Origin of the sequence: Devosia sp., assembly GCF_035944845.1 — a bacterium.
Lineage (GTDB): Bacteria > Pseudomonadota > Alphaproteobacteria > Rhizobiales > Devosiaceae > Devosia_A.
The window spans coordinates 12035-32156 of record NZ_DASZAW010000124.1; the positions used below are offsets into that span (position 1 = coordinate 12035).

Sequence of the window (20122 nt, forward strand, 5' to 3'; positions counted from 1 at the left end):
GTGCCACACCTTTTTTCCCGCCTGCGCGACGGTACCATGATCAAGTTCGTGAGATTTCTGCCGGCCCTGTTGCTGATAGGCCTTGCGCTCCCCTCCTCGGGGGCACCGTTGTCGCCCGAGTTCCGGACCCTCGCCATCGGCGAAACCGCCGCATCGCTCCCCACCGAGGGGTATGAGGCTTTCGCCTGCGGCTCCAATGGCGGGCCGCCGCTCAAGCACGTCACCGGCTGGACCGACTTTGCCCAGTGCGCCGCCGACGAGCGGGGGCTCCACGAAGTTTATGTCGAGTTCGGACGCCGTGTCGGCAAACTCGCCGAGCGCTTCCACGACCAGTATGGCGAAGAGCTCTGGTTGCAGCGTTTCGGCGGCACCCGGCTCGCCAACTTCCCCGTGGTGCTGTCGCTGTTGTTCGATGATGCCGGGGTTGTGCGCGGCTTTCGTGCCGTCACCGATGACCGCGCCGGCATCGAGGATCGCGGCCGCGCCTACCTGTTCCGGTTGCCGGTGTTCCAGCGCTACGGCACCCGCGATTGGAACTGCACCGACCTGCCCAGGGCGCCGGGTGAAACCGGCGTCGGCGAGATGTTCATCAATGAGGTGTGCAGCAAGGACGTCGACGGTCGCCACGTGCGGGTCGAAACCCATTATTTCCGCAAGCCGGGCCAGACCGGCCTCGACATTCAGGGGATGTTCGAGCCCGGTCAGTATGAATCCTCGACCCGTTGGGAAGCGTTTGATCTGACGCTCGACGCGGTAAAGGCCGCGCCATGAGGCAGGTTGTCGGCGCGGCGCTCGCGCTGTTGCTTTCGGCGCAACTGTCGGCCCTGGCGCAATCCATAGACCCCGCTGCCTTCCTCGCTGGTGAAACCACCTCTTGTCCCGGCTGCACACTTACCGGCGCCGACCTCAGCGATCGCAACCTGGTGGGGGCGGATCTGTCGGGCGCCGACCTGAGTGGCGCTTTCTTCTTTCAGTCCGATCTGAGCGCGGCCAATCTCAGGGGCGCCAATCTCGAGGCCGCCGACTTCACCGCCGCCAAGCTATCCAGTGCCGATCTTGCCGACACCAAACTGGGCAACACCGTATTCTTTCGGTCGACGCTCAGCGGCGCGTCCCTGACCGGCGCCAGGGGCGAAAGCGTGAACTTCCGTCGCGCCATCCTCACCAATGCCCATTTCGATGGCGCGAGCCTGCGCTTCGCCCAGTTTGAGGACGCGCGTTTCGGCGGGGTGAAGGCCACCAACGCCGATTTCTCCGGCGCCAGCTTCCGTCAGCTCAATATGCAGCGGGTGGATTTTTCCGGCAGCACCATCGAGGGCGCGGATTTCACCGCGAGCAATCTCGAAGGCAGCGTCCTGCGCGGCGCCAACCTGCACCGCTCCGACCTGTTCGGCGCCCGGCTGATCGCGGCCGACCTGACCGACGCCAACCTTTCGGGCACCCGCCTCGTCTCCGCCAACCTCCGCGACGCTATCACCGACGGCACCAACTGGCAGGACGCGTTGATGCCGGATGGGAACTATCAGGGGCAGTAAGGCGGCTGGCCCGAGCTTGCGTCGATCATTCGATCTTCGCCAACCTCTCCTTCTGAAGCAGGAGGGCCAGGTTTCCGCTCTACCTCGGTTCACCAAGCCGCTGCTACTTCACCTCGGTGAATCTGAGGTAGGCACGAGGCGCGTCCCAGCCCTGCGGAAATCTCTCCAGAGCCACGTCATTTGTGATTGAGAGCGGGATGATGACCTTGTCGCCCCGCCGCCAGTCGGCCGGTGTCGCCACTTTGTTGGCATCGGCAAGCTGCAAGGCGTCGATGACCCTCAGGATCTCATCAAAGTTGCGCCCGACGTTCATCGGGTAGGTGAGGATAAGCCGGATAGCCTTGTTCGGGTCGATGATAAACACCGACCGCACCGCCTCGGTGGTGCTCTGCGCGGGGTGGATCATGTCGTAGAGCCTCGCCACCTCGAGGTTGGCGTCGGCGACGATGGGGAACTCGACCCGGGTATGCTGTGTCGCGTTGACGTCGTCGATCCACCTGAGATGTTCGGCGGCTGTGTCGGTCGACAGCCCCAGTGTCTTGGTGTTGCGTTTTGCAAACTCGCCGGCCAGTTGAGCCGTCCGGCCCATCTCTGTGGTGCAGACGGGCGTGAAGTCGGCGGGGTGGCTGAAGAAAAACACCCAGGAGCTACCTGCCCACTGATGAAAGCTGATCGGCCCTTTGGAGGTGTCGATGCTGAAATCGGGTGCGATGTCGCCGATGTGAAGTGACATGCTCTTGCTTCCTTGTGTGTGACGTTGCGTGAAGTGAGGCGAACTGGAGCGCACCGGGTCAGGCAGTCGAGGCCATGCTCCGGCGAACGGGATCAGTGGCCCTGGTACGGCGCGGTGCGCGGGGCTCGCGCCGTGCACGACGTCGACTGACCCGGGCATCAGTTCCAGTTCTGCCGCTGATGCGGCTTCTTCGGCGCTGACGGTCCGTCGTCGTTTGCATCCATCATCATGGAGCGATGCCGCCCGGGGTGCCCCATCATGTCCATGCCGACGAGAATCGCGGTCGCCAGCAGAACTGTGGTGCCAGCTATGAGTATGCGTTCATGTCCTCATCTCTTGGGTTTATCGAGCGACGCTATCGCGGCGGCGTTGGCGGCTATTGACCAAGATCAAAGCGCCGCAGCCATCACGATGATCATTTAGGGGAAGCCGGGTCCGCTACTGCCCGCGGGGCCCGAGTTGTTCGCCGAGCCAGCGACCGATCTGTTCGGCCGACATGGCGCCCGACACGCGACCGAGTTCCTTGCCCTCGCGAAATAGCAGCATCGTCGGAATGCTGCGGATACCGAGCCGGGAGGCGATGTGCTGCTCCTTGTCGGAATTGAGCTTGATGAACCTGGCGCGTGGCTCGAGGGACTGCGCCGCCTTCTCGAACTCGGGCGCCATGGCACGACACGGGCCGCACCAGGGTGCCCAGACATCGACGACCACGGGAACAGTGCTTTTTCCCACTTGGCGGTCGAACGCGGTTCCATCGACATCGCTGGGTCGGCCGGCAAACAACGGCGCTCCGCATGTCCCGCACTTTGCGTTCTTTGCCCCACGTTCAAGAGGCAGCCGGTTGGTCGACCCGCAGCCGGTGCAAACGACCCGTCGTTCAGTGCTCATGCTGGTTCTCCACCTGAAGGGAATGGTTTGGGGCCGCGGCGGCGCAATAGATCCCGTTCAGGGTCGAGAGCAGTCGCTCGACCTCGTCGGACGCCAGCCGATAGCGGATCGTCTGCCCGTCGCGACGCGCCGAGACCAGGTGCAACAGCCGTAGCTTGGCCAGGTGCTGCGACAGCGGCGATTGCGCCAGGCCGACGCTCGCCGCGAGCTCCTGCACGCTCAACTCGGCGTCAAGCAGATGGCAGAGGATCATCAGTCGCTTCCGGTTGGCCATCGCCGCGAGCAGTTCGGCGGCATCGGCGGACCGCGGTTCCAGGTCGATCGCTTTCATATTGACATATTAGAATATTCGAATATATCTGTCAACCAGAGACTGGACGCCGCCTTCCGTTGAGGGGTGTCCAGACCACTGCCGATGGAGACATACCATGACGAGTTCGCCGATCCCGTTCACCCCCGACCTTTCCGTCAAGCCAGACGTCGCCGCCTTCTTCGACCCGGCCACCAACACCATCAGCTATGTGGTCAAGGACCCGGCCTCGCCGGCCTGCGCCGTGTTCGATTCCGTGATGGATTTCGACTACGCCTCCGGGCACATCAGCTACGAACATGCCGATGCCATCATCGATCACATCCGCAAGCGCGGCCTGAAGCTCGAGTGGCTGATCGAGACGCATGTGCACGCCGACCACCTGTCGGCGGCGCCCTATATCCAGTCCAAGCTCGGCGGCAAGCTGGGGATCGGCGAGAACATCACCATCGTCCAGGACACCTTCGGCAAGGTGTTCAACGAGGGCACCGAGTTCCAGCGTGACGGCAGCCAGTTCGACCGGCTGTTCAGCGACGGCGCCAGCTACCAGATCGGCACCATGACGGCCCATGCCATGCACACCCCCGGCCACACCCCGGCCTGCATGACGCATGTCGTCGGTGACGCGGCCTTTGTGGGCGACACGCTGTTCATGCCGGATGGTGGGTCGGCCCGCGCCGACTTCCCGGGCGGCGACGCGCGCACGCTCTATCGCTCGATCAGGCGGGTGCTCGAACTGCCGCGTCAGACGAGGCTGTTCATGTGCCACGACTACGGTCCGAACGGCCGCGAGATCGAGTGGGAAACCACCGTCGGCGACGAGATCGACCACAATATCCATGTCGGCAAGGGCACCGACGAAGACACGTTCGTGAAGATGCGCGAGGCGCGCGACGCCACGCTCACCATGCCCAAGCTGATCATACCCTCCCTGCAGGTCAACATGCGGGCCGGGCAGCTTCCGCCCGAGGACGAAGCCGGCAAGACCTTCCTCAAAATCCCCGTCAACGGATTGTGACCATGTGGCCCTTCAAGAAAGCCAATCAGATGAACTACCGCACCATCGACCCCAACTTCGCCGTCGCCGGACAGATTCAGCCGGACCAGATCGAGGCGCTTGCCGCAGCCGGCTTCAAGTCCATCGTTTGCGCCCGCCCCGACAACGAAGAGCCGGGCCAGCCAAGCTTCCGGCAGATTTCGGCCGAGGCGGAAAAGCTCGGCATCAAGTCGGTGCACATCCCCATTTCGGGCGGCATCTCGGATGGTTCCGTCAAGGCCATGAAGGCGGCCCTCAAGAACCTCCCCAAGCCGATGTACGGCTACTGCCGCTCCGGCGCCCGGGCCGGCTCGCTCTACGGCGCTGCCATGCGGTCCTGAGCCATGTGGCCGTTCGTCAACGCAAGATCGGGAGAAGACACAGTGCGTGCCAGCAAGATCGATGACCAGTTCTCCGTGACCGGACAGATCACCCCCGAGCAGATCCCGGAGATTTCTGCGGCCGGTTTCCGGGCCATCGTATGCGCCCGTCCCGATCGTGAAGAGGGCGGCCAGCCCAGCTTCAACGCAGTGGCGCGCGAGGCGGAAAAGCACGGGCTGCAGATCGTCCACGTTCCCGTCTCGGGCGTGTTGGGCTCCGAGCAGATCACCCGCTTCCGCCAGGCGATGGAGCAGCTGCCGCGTCCCGTCCTCGGCTATTGCCGCTCCGGCGCCCGCGCCGGCAACCTCTACGCAACGCTGCAGAACTAGACCAGGATGCTGAAGGCCTACCTGCCCATCCTCGATTGGGGGCGCCGCTACAACCGGCAGACGCTCGCCAGCGACCTGGTCGCGGCGATGATCGTGACCATCATGCTCATCCCGCAATCGCTGGCCTACGCGCTGCTGGCCGGGCTGCCGCCGGAGGTAGGTCTTTACGCCTCGGTGCTGCCGCTGGTGGCCTACGCCATCTTCGGCACCTCCACTTCGCTCGCCGTCGGCCCGGTTGCCGTCGTTTCGCTGATGACGGCGACGGCAGTGGGGCGGCTCGCAGCCGAGGGGACGGTCGACTACGCGAGCGCCGCAGTGCTGCTCGCCCTGCTGTCGGGCTTGATGCTGGCCGTCATGGGCGTGCTGCGTCTGGGCTTCGTCGCCAACTTCCTGTCCCACCCGGTGATCTCCGGATTCATCACCGCATCCGGCATCATCATCGCCACCGGCCAACTGGGCGGCCTGCTTGGAATTTCCGCCAAGGGCCAGACCCTGCCGGAGATCATCCGGTCGCTCGCCGTGGGCCTGGGCGACATCAATTTCTACACCCTTGCCGTCGGCCTCTTCGCGCTGGGCCTGCTGGTGTGGATCCGGACCAGCCTCAAGCACTGGCTCAGGCGGCTCAAGCTGCCCGAGGGCGCCGCCAAGGTGGTGGTGCGGGCGGGTCCGGTGTTCGTGGTGTTCCTCACCATGGGCGCTTCGGCCCTGTTCGAACTGGGCGCCAAGGGCGTCGCACTGGTCGGCGCCGTGCCGCAGGGATTGCCGATGCTGTCACTGCCGCGCTTCGACTTCGAAACGGTGCAGGCGCTGCTGGTGCCGGCGCTGATCATCTCGGTCGTCGGCTTCGTCGAATCGATCTCGGTGGCCCAGACGCTCGCGGCCAAGCGGCGGGAGCGGATCGCGCCGAACCAGGAACTCATCGGCCTGGGCGCCTCCAACATCGCAGCCGCCATCGGCGGCGGCTATCCGGTGACCGGGGGCTTTGCCCGCTCGGTGGTCAATTTCGATGCCGGCGCGGCGACCCCGGCGGCCGGCGCCTTCACCGCGGTGGGTATCGCGCTCGCCACGCTGCTGCTGACTCCGTTTCTCGCCATCCTGCCAAAGGCCACGCTTGCCGCCACGATCGTCATCGCCGTGCTGAGCCTCGTCGATTTTTCGATCCTCAGGCGCGCCTGGAGCTACTCCAGGGCCGATTTCCTCGCGGTGCTGATCACCATCGCCGGAACGCTCCTGCTCGGCGTCGAAATCGGCATTTCGCTCGGTGTGGGCACATCCATCCTGGTGTTCCTCTACCGCTCGTCGCGGCCCCATGCCGCCGTTGTCGGGCAGGTCCCCGGCACCGAGCACTATCGCAACGTGCTGCGGCACAAGGTCGATACCGTGCCCGGGCTGCTCTCCCTCAGGATCGACGAGAGCCTCTATTTCGCCAATGCCCGCTACCTCGAGGATCTGGTCTACAACCGCGTCGCCGCCGATCCCGCGGTCAGGGACGTCGTCCTGATGTGCTCGGCGGTCAATGCGATCGACATGTCGGCGCTCGAAAGCCTCGAGGCCATCCAGCAGCAGCTCGCCGACATGGGCGTGCGATTGCACTTGTCGGAGGTAAAGGGCCCGGTGATGGACCGGCTGCAGGGAACGGCGTTCCTTGCGCATCTGCAGGGGCGGGTGCACCTGAGCCAGCATCAGGCGGTTGCGGCCATCGTGCGAGAGGCGTCCGGCGCGTCGAAGAAGCCGACTGCGCCCAGTCTGGTCGCCGCTGGCTGAGCCGTCACGGCAGACTGCGGTTCGCTTCCCAGTTCGGCACAAAGAGGCACATGTCCTACCTGGGTAGCAGGCAGACCCTGACGCCATGCGGGGGTGCGCTGGCGGTGGTTACCGGCTAGCTGGCTAGCCTGTTCGATCCACGACCCTGTCTGTTCGTCTTTGGCCTGGTGATTGCAATTTCGGCGCTGCTGGCCGCGGCAACGGAATCCCTGGTGCGGCGTCGGACGCAATGATCCGTGCCCATGCGGCAGCGGCAAAAATTCCAAGCACTGCCACCTGGCTTAGGCTTGCTCGGCTGAGCGGACGACCTAGGGAACCGGCCAGCCCGCCTGTGCGCCCATCACAGCTACATCTCGCGATGCTGACGTCGGAATGTCGTCGGAGGCATCTGGCAGTGCTGACTGAACCAGCGTGAGAAGTAGTAGATGTCGGAAAAGCCAAGGGCCTCGGCGACCTGCTTGATGCTGTCCGAGCTGCTCAGCAGCATTGTCTGGGCCCGCGCAAAGCGGCACTGCTGCCAATAGGCCTTGGGCGAGAGCTTGTAGGTGGCGCGGAAACGGCGGTTGCATTGACTGACGCTGAGCGCCACCTCGCGCGCCAGCGTCGTCGCATCGAACTTGTCGCCGGCTTGCGATCTGATGCGCTCACGCAGCTGCCGCATCTGCGGGTCGCGGGGTGTGACCCCTGTCGGCGCGCGACCGAATGCGGCAAGGTAGGACGTGATGATCGCCAGGGCGCTGCTGGCGGCGATGCCGCGCTGCACGACGCTGCCGCTCCATTGCTGCTGGATCAGCGCCAACCGCGAATGAATTGCGGCCAGTCCGATCGGGGTGAAACTGATCGGCAGCAGCGATTGTTCGTGCAGCGCCGTCCCGTCCGCCTCGTCGAGGCGGGCGTGCAGGTTGAGCATCGTCCATGTGCCCGGCCCTCGCTTCTCCCAGCGGCAACGCCGGTATGGCGGCACCACCAGCACATTGTCAGGCGTGCTTTCATATCGTTCGCCTCCGACATGCAGGATGCCGCAACCCTCCACGGTATGAATCAGGTGGAGGTCGCTGCTCCATTGCGGTGCATCGGTGAAACGCTCCTTGGCGGCATGAGTGCTGCGGGGCACCGACAGCAATCGAAAGGTCCAGGCGGCGTCTTCGAGAACCATGATGCGCGGAAAGTACAAATCCGTGCGTCCGGCGTCCATGGGCTTTGTGGCAGAGGCCGCCGAGGATGTGGCCTCACACAGACACCGGAGTAGCGATGCATTCGACGACACGGAACTGGGACGAGTTTGGCCAGCGCTGGGCAGGGCCCCGCAATTTCCGGATGGCGCCAGGACTGGCGGACTTCGACTATCGGTTCCCGCCGGTTGATCGGGTGATCGACGAGATGCGGAACGATGATGCGGTCTCCTACAAGGCCGGCCTGAAATCGGCGAAACTGGATCTGGCGCTGAAGTCGGTCGATGCCTTTCGCAGCACGCCAATCGACCAGGTCATGGAGCAGCCCTTCGCGTTGGCGCATTTCGACCTGGCGCGGTTCGACGCGCCGGGCCGCTTTCTGGACGGTTTCGGGGACAAGGTGTTGCGACCGTGGGAGCAGATGCTGACCGATGCCGGCTACACCTGGGAGCGCTGCTACCCGATCGTCTTCATCAGCGGGCGCGGCAGCGCCACCAACTATCACATGGATTTTTCACACGTGCTGGCCTGGCAGATCTACGGCACCAAACGCTTCTGCGGCCTGGTCGATCCCGACCGCTGGGCCGACCAGGCGACGCGCGTCAATTACAAACCAGGTGAGTTGGCAAAGCCTGCCGACGTGCGCGAGGAAGATAGCCTCTGCTACGACATGCGGCCGGGCGACAAGCTGTGGAACGTGCTGCTGACGCCGCATTGGGTCGAGGCCGGCGACGAGCCGGCGATGAGCATCAACATCTCGCATGGCGGGTTGCGGCGCCATGGCGAGTTGTCGCCGAACGAGGCCGAGCTGGAGCTGTTCCGGGCGGAGAACCCGACCATCGCTCCGGCCAAGCTCGAACGCGCATACCGCTGATCAGCGTCGCGGCGGCGCCGTGGTGTTGCGAACCACCAGATAAGTGTCGAGCGTCACCCGGGCGTCGCCCACGGCGCGTGAGCCCAGCATGTCGAGCAGCAGCGACATCGCCGCCCGGCCGGTTTCGTCCGAGCGGTTGGAAACCGTGGTCAGCGAGGGGTAGGTCGCAGCCCCCAGCACGTCATCGCAGCCGACGATGGAGAAATCCGCGGGCACGCTGACGCCGCGATCGGCGAGGCCGGTCATGATCCCCTGCGCCGTCAGGTCGTCGAAGGCGATGGCAGCGGTGGCGCCGGTGGCGAGAATATCCGGCACCACGGCGCGGCCGCTCTCGTAGCTCGGCACCCGCGCCGCGACGATGCTGACCTCGAGCCGGTGCTGCCTGGCCCCCAGCCGCACCGCGGCGCGCCGCTGCTGGTTCGACCACGAACTGGCCGGGCCGCTGATATAGACGATGTGTTTATGACCCAGTTCCGCCAGATGGGCGATCGCCTCGCGCACGCCGATGGCGCTGTCGATCAGCACGCGCGGAATGCCCTCGACGTCGCGGTTGACCAGCACCAGCGGTCGCTTCAGCGCATGGGCGCGTATCCGTTCGTCGGTGAGGCGCGAGGCGCACAGCACCAGCCCCTCGACCTGGCTGAGGAAGCGGTCGACCAGCTTGTCTTCCTGCCGCCAGCTCTCGTCCGAATTGCCGAGGAACACGCAGAAATCCGAGCGGTCGGCTTCCATCTGCGCGGCGCGGATCAGCGGCGGAAAGAACGGGTTGGCGACATCGGGCACCACCAGCGCCACGTTGCCGTAGCGCCCGGTGCTCAGCGCCCGGGCGGTGTGGTTGGGAACATAGCCGATGCTGCTGGCGATCTCGAGGATGCGCGCGACGGTTTCCGCGCCGAGCATGCCCGGCTGCGTGAAGGCCCGCGACACCGTCGACTTCGAGACCCCCGCCGTCCTTGCCACATCCATCATGGTGGGCAGGTCCTTGCGGCCCTTGCCTGTGGTCATGCCATTGCCCTTGCGCAGCCTGGAACGATCGCTCCCACAGTTCAGCGTGGCTTGGCAATATCCCGTTCCATCCAATGCCGAGTGTTCGACAGGGGATTGACGTGCAACCGGTTGCATTCGATAGTCAAACGAAATCGTGGTTCGAGAACGATGCGTCGCGGGGAGTGCTTTAGCCGATGAGTTCGAGTGTCGTGCCTGAGGCCGGAACGCGTGACCGGCAAGTCGATCAGCTCAAGGTCCGGAGCTTCGTCACCCGCGAGGAGCTGGGCCGCGTCGCCGCCGGCGAGATCGCTGCGGAGCTGCGCGCGCGGCTCGCCCGCCAGGCGGCGGTGCGCATGGTTTTCGCTTCGGCCCCGAGCCAGAGCGACGTGATCGATGCGCTGGCAGCCGAGCCCGGCATCGACTGGCACCGCGTCACCGCCTTCCACATGGATGAATATATCGGGCTCGCCCCCGACGCGCCGGAGCGCTTCGGCAGCTGGCTGTCGCGCTATATCTTCGACCGTCTGCCGTTCGCCGCCGTGCACCCGATCCTGCCCGGCTCCGACCCCGAGGCGACGGCGCGCGATTACGCGGCGCTGCTGGCCGAGGCGCCGATCGACATCGTGCAGCTCGGCATCGGGGTGAACGGCCATATCGCCTTCAACGACCCGCCGGTTGCCGACTTCAACGATCCACTTGATGTCAAAGTCGTGGAGCTCGATGAGGTCTGCCGGCAGCAGCAGGTTGATGACGATTGCTTTGCAACGCTCGCCGACGTGCCGCTGCGTGCCATCACGCTGACCGTGCCGCGGCTGCTGCGGGCCGATCGGCTGTTCTGCATGGTGCCGGGGGAGCGCAAGCGCAACGCGGTGCGCGCGACGCTCGAGGGGCCGCTGAGCACGGACTGCCCGGCTTCGATCCTCCGCACCCACCCCGACTGCACGCTCTACCTCGATGCGGAGTCAGATCCTCATGCCTGAAGTGATCGACGCCGACGCGCTCTGCCGCGGCTACTATGACGACGTCACCGCCTTGATGCGGCGCATCCTCGTCGAGGAGCGCGACGCGACCGAACGTGCCGCCGAACGGGTGGCCGAGCAGATTGCTGCCGACCGGCTGGTCTACGCCTACGGGCCGGGCGGCCACTCCAACCTCGCCTCGCAGGAAATCTTCTTCCGCGCCGGCGGCCTGATGCATGTCAGCGCCATCCTCGACGAGGGCACGCTGCTCTCTGGTGGCTCGCTGCGCTCCATGGCGATCGAGCGCACCCCCGGTTACGGCAAGATCGTGATCGCCGATCAGCGGCTTGGCGACGGCGACCTGTTGATCCTCGTCAATGCCTACGGCATCAACGCCGCGCTGATCGATGCGGCACTGGAGGCCAAGCGCCGCGGCGTGTTCCTCATCGGCGTCAACTCGCACGAGCACGCCAACAACTCCGCTCCGACCCACCCGGCGCGCCATCCGACCAAGCACAACCTGCACGAGCTGGTGGATATCGCCATCGACTGCAAGGTGCCGATCGGCGACGCCATCGTTAAGGTGCCGGGCATGGGCGAAAAGATCGGCGCCATCTCCACCTTCGCCAACGCCTTCGCGCTCAACAACCTGGTGATCCGCACCGTCGCCAAGCTGGTCGAACGCGGCATCGAGCCGCCGGTCTGGCGCAGCGGCAATGCGCCGGGTGGCGACGAGGCCAATGCGAAGTTCATCGCGCGCTTCGCCGAGCGGGTGCGCTGGCTGTGAGCGAACGCCTGGTCGGACGCGATCCTGAAACCGGCAAGGGCGTCGCCGTCGCCTTCGAAGGCGGCCGTATCACCGCCATTGCGGCGGCCGACTATGACGGGCCGCTCTACCTGGGGCCCGGGCTGGTTGACCTGCAGGTCAACGGCTATGCGCAGTACGACCTCAACGACGGCACGGTAACCCCCGAGCGGGTGCTGGCGCTGACCGAGCTGATGCTGGCGCACGGCACCACGACGTACCTGCCGACCCTGGTGACCGCGAGCGAAGCGAACATCACCGCCGGTCTGGTCGCCATCCGCGAGGCGCGCACCCGCTACCCGCTGGTCGCCCGCGCCGTGCCGTTCGTGCATGTCGAGGGGCCGTTCATTTCAATCCACGATGGGCCGCGCGGCGCCCATCCTGCCGCACATGTCCGCGACGCCGACATCGCCGAGTTCGAGCGCTGGCAGGCCGCAAGCGGCGGTCTGGTCGGCCTCTTGACCCTGTCGCCCCATTCCGATGCGGCCATCGCGCTGGTGCGCCACGCCACCGGGCAGGGGGTCCACGTCGCGATCGGCCATACCGATGCGACGCCCGAACAGATCCATGCTGCCGCAGCGGCTGGCGCCAGGCTCTCCACCCATCTGGGCAATGGCGCCTCGGCCATGCTGCCGCGCCACCCCAACGTCATCTGGGCGCAACTTGCCGATGACCGGCTGACCGCCACGCTGATCGGCGACAGCCACCACCTGCCGGCCGATACGTTGAAAGCGATGCTGCGCGCCAAGGGGCTCGACCAGGCTCTGCTGGTCTCCGACGTGGTGTCGCCCGGCGGGTTGAAGCCCGGCATCTATCATCAGACCATCGGCGGCCGCGTCGAGCTGCAGGCGAATGGCCGGCTGGGCCCGCCCGGCACGCCATACCTTGCCGGCGCCGCACTGCCGCTGGCCGACGACGTCGCCCGCACGATCGGTGCGACCGGACTGAGTCTTTCCGAGGTGCTGGGCCTCGCGACGCGCAACCCCGGCCGCTTCGCCGGGGGGCGTGGGCGGCTCGAGGCGGGCGCTGCGGCCGATCTCATCCAGTTCGAGTGGTCGCCGGGCGCCGAACGCCTCGCCATTGCCGCAACCTATCTGGCCGGGGAGCGGGTATGGGCGCGTTGAGGGCCGGGATCGCCGTCGTCGACATCACGCCGCCGCCCGGCCTGCTGCTGGCCGGGTTTGCGGCGCGCACCGAGCCGGCGACCGGGGTGCATGACCCTTTGACGGCGCGGGCCGTGGTGATCGGCGACACGGCGATCGTCGTCGCCGACGTCATCGGCATTCACGAGGCGATGAGCGCCCGCATCCGCGAACGTTGCCCGCTGCCTGCCGCCAATGTCATCGTCGCCGCCACCCACACGCATGGCGCGCCGGTGTCGATGCCGGACCGCCTGAGCGCCGAGGCTGACCCCGCGTTTCTGCAGGCGCTCGAGGACGGCTGCGTTACGGCGCTGACCGAAGCGGCAGCAAATACCGTCCCGGCCGAGCTGAGCATCGGTCTTGGCACCGACCCCGACGTGGCCCGCAATCGGCGGCACGCGGATGGCCCGCTCGATCGCGCGCTGCCGGTGCTGCGCATTCGCGACGCCGACGGAAGGCTGCTGGCGGTGATCGTCTCCTATGCCTGCCACCCCACCGTGCTGGGGGCCGACAACCGGCTGATGACCGCGGATTTCCCGCATTTCGTGCGCACCACGATCGAGGCCGCGCATCCCGGCGCCGTGGCCATTTTCCTCAATGGCTGTTGTGGCGACGTCAATATCGGGCACACCGCCCAGGCGTCGGTGACGCTCAACGCCAGCGCCACCCGTACCTTCGAAAATGCCGAGCGGCTCGGCACCCGGATCGCCGAGGCAGCGCTCGCCGCGCCGGAGGCACCGCTCGAAGCTACCGCGGTCGCCGCCGAACAATGGGTCGAGCTGAGCCTCGAGCAGCGCGAACGCGACCTGCCGGCGCTGGCCGCTGCCTGGGACGACGAGGCCCGCACGGCCGAGCCGATGCGCGCCACGGTGCTGCAGCACTGGGCCAACTGGGCCCGCCGCTATGCCGGCCAGCCTGCGGGGAGCTGGCGTGGTCGCGTCAGTGTCCTCGATTGGGGCGGCCTGCCGATCGTGGCGCTGCCGGGAGAGATTTTTGCCGAAACCGGCCTGGCCGTCCGCGCGGCCTGCGCCGGCCGGCCGGCTCTGGTGCTGTCCTATGCCGACGGCACGCCGGGTTACATTCCGCCTGCCAGCGAGTTTGGCTTCGGCGGCTACGAGGTCGATGAAGCGCATCGCTTCATCGGTATGCCCGGGGCATTCGCCGCCGGTTCTGCCGAGCGCCTGGCCCTCGCGGCCAAGACCTTGCTCGGACTACACAAACAGGCTGCAACGCCTAGAAAATGAGGGGTTTCGACGCTGTCGCGCGGTTTGCGCCGCTTGACACGCAACCGGTTGCAGTCAAGACTTCACTATGTGCTGGATCGTTCGTTAAACAGGGATGACAACGATGATGAAATTGCTTTCTCGGCCTCAGCTTTCTGCCTCGACACTCGGACGACAGCTGCTGCTGGCGTCCGCCATGGGTCTCGGGCTGGCCGCCACCGCCGTCTCCGCTCAGGAGATCCGGGTCTGGAGCGGCTATCCGGAACTGGCGCCGTTCTATCAGCATGTCGCCGAAGGGATGGCGGCGGAATACCCGGACCTCAAGGTCACGGTCGAAGCCATCGCCTTGCGCGAGCACGAAAAGCGCGTGGCGCTCGGCGTCACCTCGGGTGAAGCCGCCGAAGTCATCGAACTGGCGACCACGATTGCGGCACGCTATCTCGAAGGCGGCCTGCTCAATACCCCGCCGGAAGAGGTAACGGCCTTCGTCAAGGACCCGGCCAATTTCGGCGAGTTCTTCGTCAACTCGGCCAGCTATGACGGCACCGTCTACGGCATGCCGCTGTTCCGCGGCCAGAGCGCGCTCTACTACAATACCGACATGTTCGCCGCGGCCGGCCTCACCGAACCGCCCAAGACCATGGCCGATTTCGATACCTACGCCGAAAAGCTGACGCAGCGCGACGCCAGCGGCGCGCCGACCGTCACCGGCTGGAGCTTGCGGCTTTCGGGCGGCGGTTCGGGCATTGCCGAAAAGTTCGCCATCAACATGTGGCAGCATGGCGGCGAGCTGATCGCGCCGGCCGGCGAGGGCCTGTGGAAGTCGAACTTCGCCTCCGAAGCCGGCATCGCCACCATGAAGCAATACCTGCACAACCTGTTCACCACCAAGACCGTGACCGTCGAGTCGCCCGCCGACGCCGACGCCTTCGAGCGTGGCCAGACCGCCATGTTCATCCGCGAGTCCTGGGTGATCGGCGATATCGCCGCCAAGGCCCCGGACCTGAAATATGCCACGGCCCCGCTGCCGCGCGGCTCGATCGTCAGCCCGGGCCAGCTCTACGTCAAAGCCGGCGCCGATAAGGAAGCCGCCGCCTGGGCCTTTGTGATGGCGACGCAGAAGCCGGAAAACCTCCTCTGGCTGCTCGACAATGTCGGCTGGCTGCCGAACCGCTCGGGTCTCGACTTCTCGCCTGTCCTCGCCGCCAAGCCCGGCTTCGATGCCTATGTCAACTATCCCGAGAACTACGAGTTCTTCACCGTTCCGGCCATCGGGCCGATCGATGAGATCCAGACCCGTGCCGCCGCCTTCCTGGTCGAGGCCTTCGCCAAGCCGGAACTGGCTACCGACGATGCAGCGCTCAAGGCTTTCCTTGAGAATGCCGACAAGGAGATTAACGCCATCCTCGATCGCGAAGGGCTGCTCGGCCAGTAAGCTGGCCCGATAGAGTTCGCCTCCGGGACACGTCCCGGAGGCACCGCCAGCGCAATCGCATCTGGGGATTGGCCGCTGGCCTCTCAGTGGTCCTCCACCGTGAAACGGGGGAGGGGATGAAGCCAGAGGCTTCACCCCGGGGGGACCAGCGAAGCTGGTGGAGGGGGCGGCCACACACATTGGCGCTTCATCCCGCCCGCCTCCACCGCATTCGGCGGTCCCCCCACGGTGAGGGCCATAGCCCTCATCCGGACCCCGCTACGCGGTGGAGGACAACTGAGAGCCCGGTGGCTCTTCAATTGCGATTGCCCCGGAGGCAGCACGGAGACGATGATATGCTGAAGCGACGACGCCTGCTCTTCTCGCTCCTCGCTATCCTGCCTGTCATTGCCATCTTCGCCTTCGTTCGCGTCTATCCGATCAGCGAAATTCTTCGACTGAGCCTGCACAAGTGGGACATCCTGTCGAAGAAGAAGCCGTTCATCGGGCTCAAGAATTTCCAGGAGCTGCTGGGCGACCGGTTGTTCCACGAGGCGCTGTTCAACACCTCGATCATTGCCTTCGGCGTCTTGCTGATCACCATCCCGCTGTCGCTGGTGATCGCGGCGCTGATCTTCCACCGCACCCGCTCGCGTTTCGCCGCCTTCTACGAAACCGCGGTGTTCATCCCGCATGTGGTGTCGCTGGTGCCGGCCGCGATGGCGTGGAAGTGGATCTTCGATGCGCGGCTCGGGCCGCTCAATGCCTTCCTGTCGCTGTTCGGGGTCAAGCCGATGTCGTGGCTGTTCGATCCGGTGCTGTCGATCATCTGCGTCATCGTGCTTTGCTCCTGGCAGGCGCTCGGCTTTGCCGTGCTGATCTACCTCGTCGGCTTCAAGAGCCTGCCGGTTTCGGTCTATGAGGCGGCCAAGCTCGATGGCGCCTCCGGCCGGCAATCGTTCTGGCACCTGTCGGTGCCCATGCTGAAGCCGATCACCCTCTATGTTTCGGTGGTGACGCTGGTTTCGGCCTTCAATGTCTACGCGCAGGTCTATGTGCTCGCCTCCGATGCGCAGGGCGCCCCGGGGCGGCAGGTGCGGGTGCTGGTGCTCGATATGCTGGAGAACAGCTTCCGCAACTATCGTGTCGGCTATGCCGCGTCCGAGGCGGTGGTGCTGCTGGCCATCGTGCTGCTGTTGACCTTCGTCCAGTTCAGCCTGCTGCGCGACCGGAGGGCACCGCGATGAGCGCGAAGACCAAAATCGAAGCACACGCCCGGGAGGTCGGCGACCGCACCTTGAAGGCGCGCGTCACCAATTTCGGCATCGACCTGTTTCTCGGCCTGTTCGGCCTGTTGATGATCCTGCCGCTGGTGCTGCTGGTCGCCAATGCGTTCAAGACGCCCGAGGAGATGCTGAGCTGGCCGCCGAGCGTCATTCCGGCCAAGCCGACACTGGCCAATATCGAAGCGGTGCTGGCCGATACGCCGCTGCTGCGCTGGATCTTCAACAGCTTCAGCTTCGCCCTCATGTCGGCGGCGGCGATTCTCATCACCTCGACCATTGCCGGTTACATCCTCGCGAAATTCCCGTCGCGGGCGATGAGCGTGCTGTTCGCCATCATCCTGGCGACAGCCATCGTGCCGTTCGAGGTCTACATGATCCCGCTCTATTTCCAGGCCCAGGGTCTGGGCATTCTCAACTCGGTCTGGGGCTTGCTGCTCGGCTACCTGGTGATGAGCTTCGGCATCTTCCTGATCCGCCAGAACGTCATCCACTCGATACCCGACGAGCTGCTCGAGGCGGCGCGCATCGACGGCGCCGGCGAGATCTGGATTTTCATCCGCATCGTCGTGCCGTTGCTGCGCGGCGCGCTGGGCGCGCTGTTCGTCCTCGCCTTCTTCCAGGCCTGGACGGCGTTCGCCTGGCCGCTGATCGTCGCTACCACCAAGGACAGCTACACCATCGAAGTCGGCCTCGCGCTGTTCCAGACCGGCTTCACCGTCGACCTCGGTCGCCTCAGCGCCGCCTCGGCCATCGTCCTCGTCCCCTCGGTGGCGCTGTTCGTGTTCTTGAGGCGCAACTTCGTCGCCGGCGTCGCCAGTACCGGGCTCAAGGAATGAGCGATTTCTTCGCCGCCGCTCGTGAGCGCTATCTCGCCTCCAATGCCGAAACGCTGCGCTGGATGCTGGCGCGGCCGCCGCTGCGCGGAGCGTTCGTCAACACCAAGCTGAACCCGCTGACCCTCGTCGATTACAGCGCTGTCGATGGCTGGCGCAGCCCCGACCACGTCTATGGCTGGATCCAGGGCCGCGCACTGGAGGCAATCGTCACTCACGCGGCGGCGTTCGAGCGCGAGAACCCGGCTCTCACCACGGCGCTCGACATTGCCGGGCATCGGCTCTACGCGGCGCTCGACCCGCTGCGGGCGACCGATGGGCACGTCTACTTCTGCTACGATCGCGACATGCGCCCGATCCGCTTCGAGGGCGAAACATTCGTGCCGCAAACGCAACCGGCCGACATCTACACTTTCTCCGACACCTTCGCCGCCAAGGGGCTGGTGGCCGCCGCCGCGCGATACGCCCCGGCTGACCTGCCGCGCCAGCTCGACCTGCTCGCGACGGTGATAGAGGCGATCGAGGACGACCGTTTCCAGATCGACGAGAAAGTGCCGCTGTCGCGCGCCATGCGCGACGCCGAAGCCGCCGATTTCGGCCCGCGCATGATCATGCTCAGCGCCGGGGCGCTGCTGACGCGGATCGGCCGGCGCGACCTGACCGGCTTTGCCGACCGTTTCATCGGCCACGTCATCGACAACTATTTCGACCCCGCCAGCGGGCTGCTGCGCAACGTGCCGGGCGAAGACCGCTGCAATGTCGGGCACGGCATCGAGTTCGTCGGTTTCGCCCTCGATTATCTGGAGCGCGACGCAGACCCCGAACTGCTGCGGGTGCTGGAGACCATTTTGATCTCCTCGTTCGACAAGGGTTTTGTCGGCCCCGGCGTGCGACTCGTGGTGTCGGCGGCGAGCGGCGCGCCGATCTCGCCCTATTGCCCCTGGTGGTCGCTGCCCGAAACCATCCGCAGCGCCGCGCTCTGCCATGAGCGCTCGCACAGCGCCGAGAGCCTGCGCGTCTGGCGGAAGGCCGACGAAGTGTTCTTCCGCGATTTTTGGCGCCCCGGCACCGGCATTGCCTACCAATGCCTCACCGACGAGGGCCCGATCGATTACGTGCCGGCCACCCCGGATCTCGACCCCGGCTACCACACCGGGCTGAGCCTGCTGGCCGCTATCGATATGGTCGGTCGGCGGAGCTAGGCATCGGGCGTTTCGTTGATGGTGAAGCGCCCACGGACGTCATTCCCGTGCAGGCGGGAACCTAGTGGATGCCTCGGCATCTGCTGAAGATGAGAGATCCCACTGGGTCCCCGCCTGCGCGGGGATGACGCCGGTGAGGGAAGCATAAGGTCGAGGAGGGCACATGCAGCAGCGCAGGGGCATCGCCGTGATCGGCGCCGGCATGGGCATGAAGCCGCACGCGCTGAGCCTTTCCGACCTCGCCGATCGGGCCGAGGTGATCGGCGTGTTCAGCCGCTCGGCCGAACGTCGCGAAGCCGCACATGCGGCATACGGCTTTCCGGTCACCGACGATCTCGAAGCCTTGATCGGCAATCCACGAGTCGATCTCGTGCTGGTGCTCACTCCGCCATCGGCGCATCTCGAAATCGTGCGGTTGGCGGCGGCCGCGGGCAAAGCCATCCTGCTCGAAAAGCCGATCGAGCATAGTCCGGCCCGCGCCCGCGAGGTCGTCGAGGTCGCTCGGGGCGCCGGCGTCCGGCTCGGCATCGTGCTGCAGAACCGCACCCGCCCCAATGCCCGAGAGCTGGGGCGTCGTATCGCCGAGGGAGAACTCGGCGAACTGGTGACGGCCTCGGCCTCGATCCGCTGGTGGCGGGCCCAATCCTACTACGACGAGCCGGGCCGCGGCACGCTGGCCCGCGACGGCGGTGGCGTGCTGCTGACCCAGGCCATCCACGCGCTCGACCTGTTCCTGAGCCTCGCTGGCCCGGTCGCCGAGGTCAGCGCCATGGTCGGCACATCGCGGACGCACCGGATGGAATGCGAGGACGTGGTCAGCGCCGCGCTCCGCTTTACCAATGGCGCGATCGGTTCGATCGATGCCACCACCGCCAGCTTCCCGGGCTTCCCCGAACGGCTGGAACTGGTCTTCGACCACGCTACGGCGGTGCTGACGGGTGAAAGCCTGATGCTCTATTGGCGCGATGGCCGCATCGAGGATCACAGCGTCGCTGCCGGCGGCCATGGTGGCGGAGCCGACCCGATGGGCTACGCGCACACCCGGCACCGCGCCGTGCTCGAGGATTTTCTCGATGCGCCGGACGAGGACCGCGAACCATTGGTCACCGGCGAGGAGGCGCTCAAGGTGCACCGGCTGATCGAAGCGATCCTTGCCTCGAGTGCCGAACAGCGCCCGGTCCGGGTGGCTGAGCTCGAGCGCTGAGGGCGATGCAGTTCGTGCCAATCGGGGGAGGGGCGAATGTGTTTC

General features: G+C 65.9%; 22 protein-coding genes. 17 read left to right on the forward strand and 5 right to left on the reverse strand.

All coding sequences use genetic code 11. From position 1 onward, the window contains the following. Positions 1 to 36 precede the first annotated feature (36 nt). Together VGV07_RS24375 and VGV07_RS24380 are read left to right on the forward strand one after the other, a co-directional pair. A complete protein-coding gene (locus VGV07_RS24375; protein ID WP_326871323.1) occupies positions 37 to 771 on the forward strand; it encodes a hypothetical protein in 735 nt (244 codons plus the stop codon). Then, complete coding sequence (locus VGV07_RS24380; RefSeq protein WP_326871324.1) at positions 768 to 1535, forward strand: pentapeptide repeat-containing protein; 768 nt, start codon at positions 768 to 770, stop codon at positions 1533 to 1535. The genes VGV07_RS24375 and VGV07_RS24380 overlap by 4 nt, the downstream gene beginning before the upstream one ends. 103 nt (positions 1536 to 1638) lie before the next feature. Here VGV07_RS24380 and VGV07_RS24385 read toward each other — a convergent pair whose 3' ends face one another. The 3 genes from VGV07_RS24385 to VGV07_RS24395 form a co-directional block, all read right to left on the reverse strand. Next, positions 1639 to 2268, reverse strand: coding sequence for a peroxiredoxin (locus VGV07_RS24385; protein ID WP_326871325.1), 630 nt, complete (start codon positions 2266 to 2268; stop codon positions 1639 to 1641). A gap of 438 nt (positions 2269 to 2706) precedes the next feature. Next, positions 2707 to 3156, reverse strand: coding sequence for a thioredoxin TrxC (gene trxC, locus VGV07_RS24390; protein ID WP_326871326.1), 450 nt, complete (start codon positions 3154 to 3156; stop codon positions 2707 to 2709). After that, a complete protein-coding gene (locus VGV07_RS24395) occupies positions 3146 to 3487 on the reverse strand; it encodes a metalloregulator ArsR/SmtB family transcription factor (protein WP_326871327.1) in 342 nt (113 codons plus the stop codon). The genes trxC and VGV07_RS24395 overlap by 11 nt, the downstream gene beginning before the upstream one ends. Before the next feature lie 97 nt (positions 3488 to 3584). On the opposite strand from VGV07_RS24395, the gene VGV07_RS24400 reads away from it, so the two are divergent. The 5 genes from VGV07_RS24400 (at position 3585) to VGV07_RS27470 (ending at position 7261) form a co-directional block, all read left to right on the forward strand. Next, entirely contained in the window at positions 3585 to 4484 is a 900-nt protein-coding gene (locus VGV07_RS24400; protein WP_326871328.1) for an MBL fold metallo-hydrolase, read from the forward strand. Positions 4485 to 4486: 2 nt separating this feature from the next. Then, positions 4487 to 4843 (forward strand): TIGR01244 family sulfur transferase, encoded by a 357-nt coding sequence (locus VGV07_RS24405; protein WP_326871329.1) that lies wholly within the window; start codon positions 4487 to 4489, stop codon positions 4841 to 4843. Positions 4844 to 4885: 42 nt separating this feature from the next. Next, positions 4886 to 5212: a TIGR01244 family sulfur transferase gene (locus VGV07_RS24410; RefSeq protein ID WP_326871330.1), complete on the forward strand. Its 327-nt coding sequence runs from the start codon at positions 4886 to 4888 to the stop codon at positions 5210 to 5212. 6 nt (positions 5213 to 5218) lie between these two features. Beyond that, a complete protein-coding gene (locus VGV07_RS24415; protein ID WP_326871331.1) occupies positions 5219 to 6976 on the forward strand; it encodes a SulP family inorganic anion transporter in 1758 nt (585 codons plus the stop codon). A gap of 171 nt (positions 6977 to 7147) precedes the next feature. After that, positions 7148 to 7261 (forward strand): SEC-C metal-binding domain-containing protein, encoded by a 114-nt coding sequence (locus tag VGV07_RS27470; RefSeq protein ID WP_414649994.1) that lies wholly within the window; start codon positions 7148 to 7150, stop codon positions 7259 to 7261. Between the two features lie 61 nt (positions 7262 to 7322). Here the strand turns inward: VGV07_RS27470 and VGV07_RS24420 are convergent, their stop codons facing one another. Next, positions 7323 to 8171 (reverse strand): AraC family transcriptional regulator, encoded by an 849-nt coding sequence (locus VGV07_RS24420; protein WP_326871332.1) that lies wholly within the window; start codon positions 8169 to 8171, stop codon positions 7323 to 7325. Positions 8172 to 8227: 56 nt separating this feature from the next. On the opposite strand from VGV07_RS24420, the gene VGV07_RS24425 reads away from it, so the two are divergent. Continuing rightward, positions 8228 to 9022, forward strand: a complete 795-nt coding sequence (locus VGV07_RS24425) for a hypothetical protein (protein ID WP_326871333.1) — start codon at positions 8228 to 8230, stop codon at positions 9020 to 9022. On the opposite strand, the gene VGV07_RS24430 is transcribed toward VGV07_RS24425, so the two are convergent. Beyond that, entirely contained in the window at positions 9023 to 10027 is a 1005-nt protein-coding gene (locus VGV07_RS24430) for a LacI family DNA-binding transcriptional regulator (protein ID WP_326871334.1), read from the reverse strand. It lies immediately after the preceding gene. Positions 10028 to 10203: 176 nt separating this feature from the next. Between VGV07_RS24430 and VGV07_RS24435 the strand changes: the two genes are divergently transcribed. The 9 genes from VGV07_RS24435 (at position 10204) to VGV07_RS24475 (ending at position 20077) form a co-directional block, all read left to right on the forward strand. Then, positions 10204 to 10989, forward strand: coding sequence for a glucosamine-6-phosphate deaminase (locus tag VGV07_RS24435; protein ID WP_326871335.1), 786 nt, complete (start codon positions 10204 to 10206; stop codon positions 10987 to 10989). Continuing rightward, entirely contained in the window at positions 10982 to 11755 is a 774-nt protein-coding gene (locus VGV07_RS24440) for a sugar isomerase domain-containing protein (protein WP_326871336.1), read from the forward strand. Before VGV07_RS24435 ends, VGV07_RS24440 begins: the two co-directional genes overlap by 8 nt. After that, a complete protein-coding gene (locus VGV07_RS24445; RefSeq protein WP_326871337.1) occupies positions 11752 to 12897 on the forward strand; it encodes an N-acetylglucosamine-6-phosphate deacetylase in 1146 nt (381 codons plus the stop codon). Before VGV07_RS24440 ends, VGV07_RS24445 begins: the two co-directional genes overlap by 4 nt. Next, on the forward strand, positions 12885 to 14159 hold the full coding sequence (locus VGV07_RS24450) for a neutral/alkaline non-lysosomal ceramidase N-terminal domain-containing protein (protein WP_326871338.1): 1275 nt from the start codon (positions 12885 to 12887) through the stop codon (positions 14157 to 14159). The genes VGV07_RS24445 and VGV07_RS24450 overlap by 13 nt, the downstream gene beginning before the upstream one ends. 103 nt (positions 14160 to 14262) lie before the next feature. Continuing rightward, the gene (locus VGV07_RS24455) at positions 14263 to 15573 is read left to right on the forward strand and encodes an ABC transporter substrate-binding protein (RefSeq protein WP_326871339.1); all 1311 of its coding nucleotides are present in this window, start codon (positions 14263 to 14265) and stop codon (positions 15571 to 15573) included. A gap of 335 nt (positions 15574 to 15908) precedes the next feature. Further along, positions 15909 to 16799, forward strand: a complete 891-nt coding sequence (locus VGV07_RS24460) for a sugar ABC transporter permease (protein ID WP_326871340.1) — start codon at positions 15909 to 15911, stop codon at positions 16797 to 16799. Continuing rightward, positions 16796 to 17674 (forward strand): carbohydrate ABC transporter permease, encoded by an 879-nt coding sequence (locus tag VGV07_RS24465; protein WP_326871341.1) that lies wholly within the window; start codon positions 16796 to 16798, stop codon positions 17672 to 17674. Before VGV07_RS24460 ends, VGV07_RS24465 begins: the two co-directional genes overlap by 4 nt. After that, entirely contained in the window at positions 17671 to 18873 is a 1203-nt protein-coding gene (locus VGV07_RS24470) for a hypothetical protein (RefSeq protein ID WP_326871342.1), read from the forward strand. The genes VGV07_RS24465 and VGV07_RS24470 overlap by 4 nt, the downstream gene beginning before the upstream one ends. A gap of 163 nt (positions 18874 to 19036) precedes the next feature. Then, positions 19037 to 20077, forward strand: coding sequence for a Gfo/Idh/MocA family oxidoreductase (locus tag VGV07_RS24475; protein ID WP_326871343.1), 1041 nt, complete (start codon positions 19037 to 19039; stop codon positions 20075 to 20077). The last annotated feature ends 45 nt before the right edge of the window (positions 20078 to 20122 follow it).

What these genes read in the sequence shown, in the direction of transcription:
- VGV07_RS24375 (WP_326871323.1), top strand. Translation starts at nt 37, where the DNA reads ATGATCAAGTTCGTGAGATTTCTGCCGGCCCTGTTGCTGATAGGCCTT.
- VGV07_RS24380 (WP_326871324.1), top strand. Translation starts at nt 768, where the DNA reads ATGAGGCAGGTTGTCGGCGCGGCGCTCGCGCTGTTGCTTTCGGCGCAA.
- VGV07_RS24385 (WP_326871325.1), bottom strand. Translation starts at nt 2,268, where the DNA reads ATGTCACTTCACATCGGCGACATCGCACCCGATTTCAGCATCGACACC.
- trxC (WP_326871326.1), bottom strand. Translation starts at nt 3,156, where the DNA reads ATGAGCACTGAACGACGGGTCGTTTGCACCGGCTGCGGGTCGACCAAC.
- VGV07_RS24395 (WP_326871327.1), bottom strand. Translation starts at nt 3,487, where the DNA reads ATGAAAGCGATCGACCTGGAACCGCGGTCCGCCGATGCCGCCGAACTG.
- VGV07_RS24400 (WP_326871328.1), top strand. Translation starts at nt 3,585, where the DNA reads ATGACGAGTTCGCCGATCCCGTTCACCCCCGACCTTTCCGTCAAGCCA.
- VGV07_RS24405 (WP_326871329.1), top strand. Translation starts at nt 4,487, where the DNA reads ATGTGGCCCTTCAAGAAAGCCAATCAGATGAACTACCGCACCATCGAC.
- VGV07_RS24415 (WP_326871331.1), top strand. Translation starts at nt 5,219, where the DNA reads ATGCTGAAGGCCTACCTGCCCATCCTCGATTGGGGGCGCCGCTACAAC.
- VGV07_RS24420 (WP_326871332.1), bottom strand. Translation starts at nt 8,171, where the DNA reads ATGGACGCCGGACGCACGGATTTGTACTTTCCGCGCATCATGGTTCTC.
- VGV07_RS24425 (WP_326871333.1), top strand. Translation starts at nt 8,228, where the DNA reads ATGCATTCGACGACACGGAACTGGGACGAGTTTGGCCAGCGCTGGGCA.
- VGV07_RS24430 (WP_326871334.1), bottom strand. Translation starts at nt 10,027, where the DNA reads ATGACCACAGGCAAGGGCCGCAAGGACCTGCCCACCATGATGGATGTG.
- VGV07_RS24435 (WP_326871335.1), top strand. Translation starts at nt 10,204, where the DNA reads ATGAGTTCGAGTGTCGTGCCTGAGGCCGGAACGCGTGACCGGCAAGTC.
- VGV07_RS24440 (WP_326871336.1), top strand. Translation starts at nt 10,982, where the DNA reads ATGCCTGAAGTGATCGACGCCGACGCGCTCTGCCGCGGCTACTATGAC.
- VGV07_RS24450 (WP_326871338.1), top strand. Translation starts at nt 12,885, where the DNA reads ATGGGCGCGTTGAGGGCCGGGATCGCCGTCGTCGACATCACGCCGCCG.
- VGV07_RS24455 (WP_326871339.1), top strand. Translation starts at nt 14,263, where the DNA reads ATGATGAAATTGCTTTCTCGGCCTCAGCTTTCTGCCTCGACACTCGGA.
- VGV07_RS24460 (WP_326871340.1), top strand. Translation starts at nt 15,909, where the DNA reads ATGCTGAAGCGACGACGCCTGCTCTTCTCGCTCCTCGCTATCCTGCCT.
- VGV07_RS24465 (WP_326871341.1), top strand. Translation starts at nt 16,796, where the DNA reads ATGAGCGCGAAGACCAAAATCGAAGCACACGCCCGGGAGGTCGGCGAC.
- VGV07_RS24470 (WP_326871342.1), top strand. Translation starts at nt 17,671, where the DNA reads ATGAGCGATTTCTTCGCCGCCGCTCGTGAGCGCTATCTCGCCTCCAAT.
- VGV07_RS24475 (WP_326871343.1), top strand. Translation starts at nt 19,037, where the DNA reads ATGCAGCAGCGCAGGGGCATCGCCGTGATCGGCGCCGGCATGGGCATG.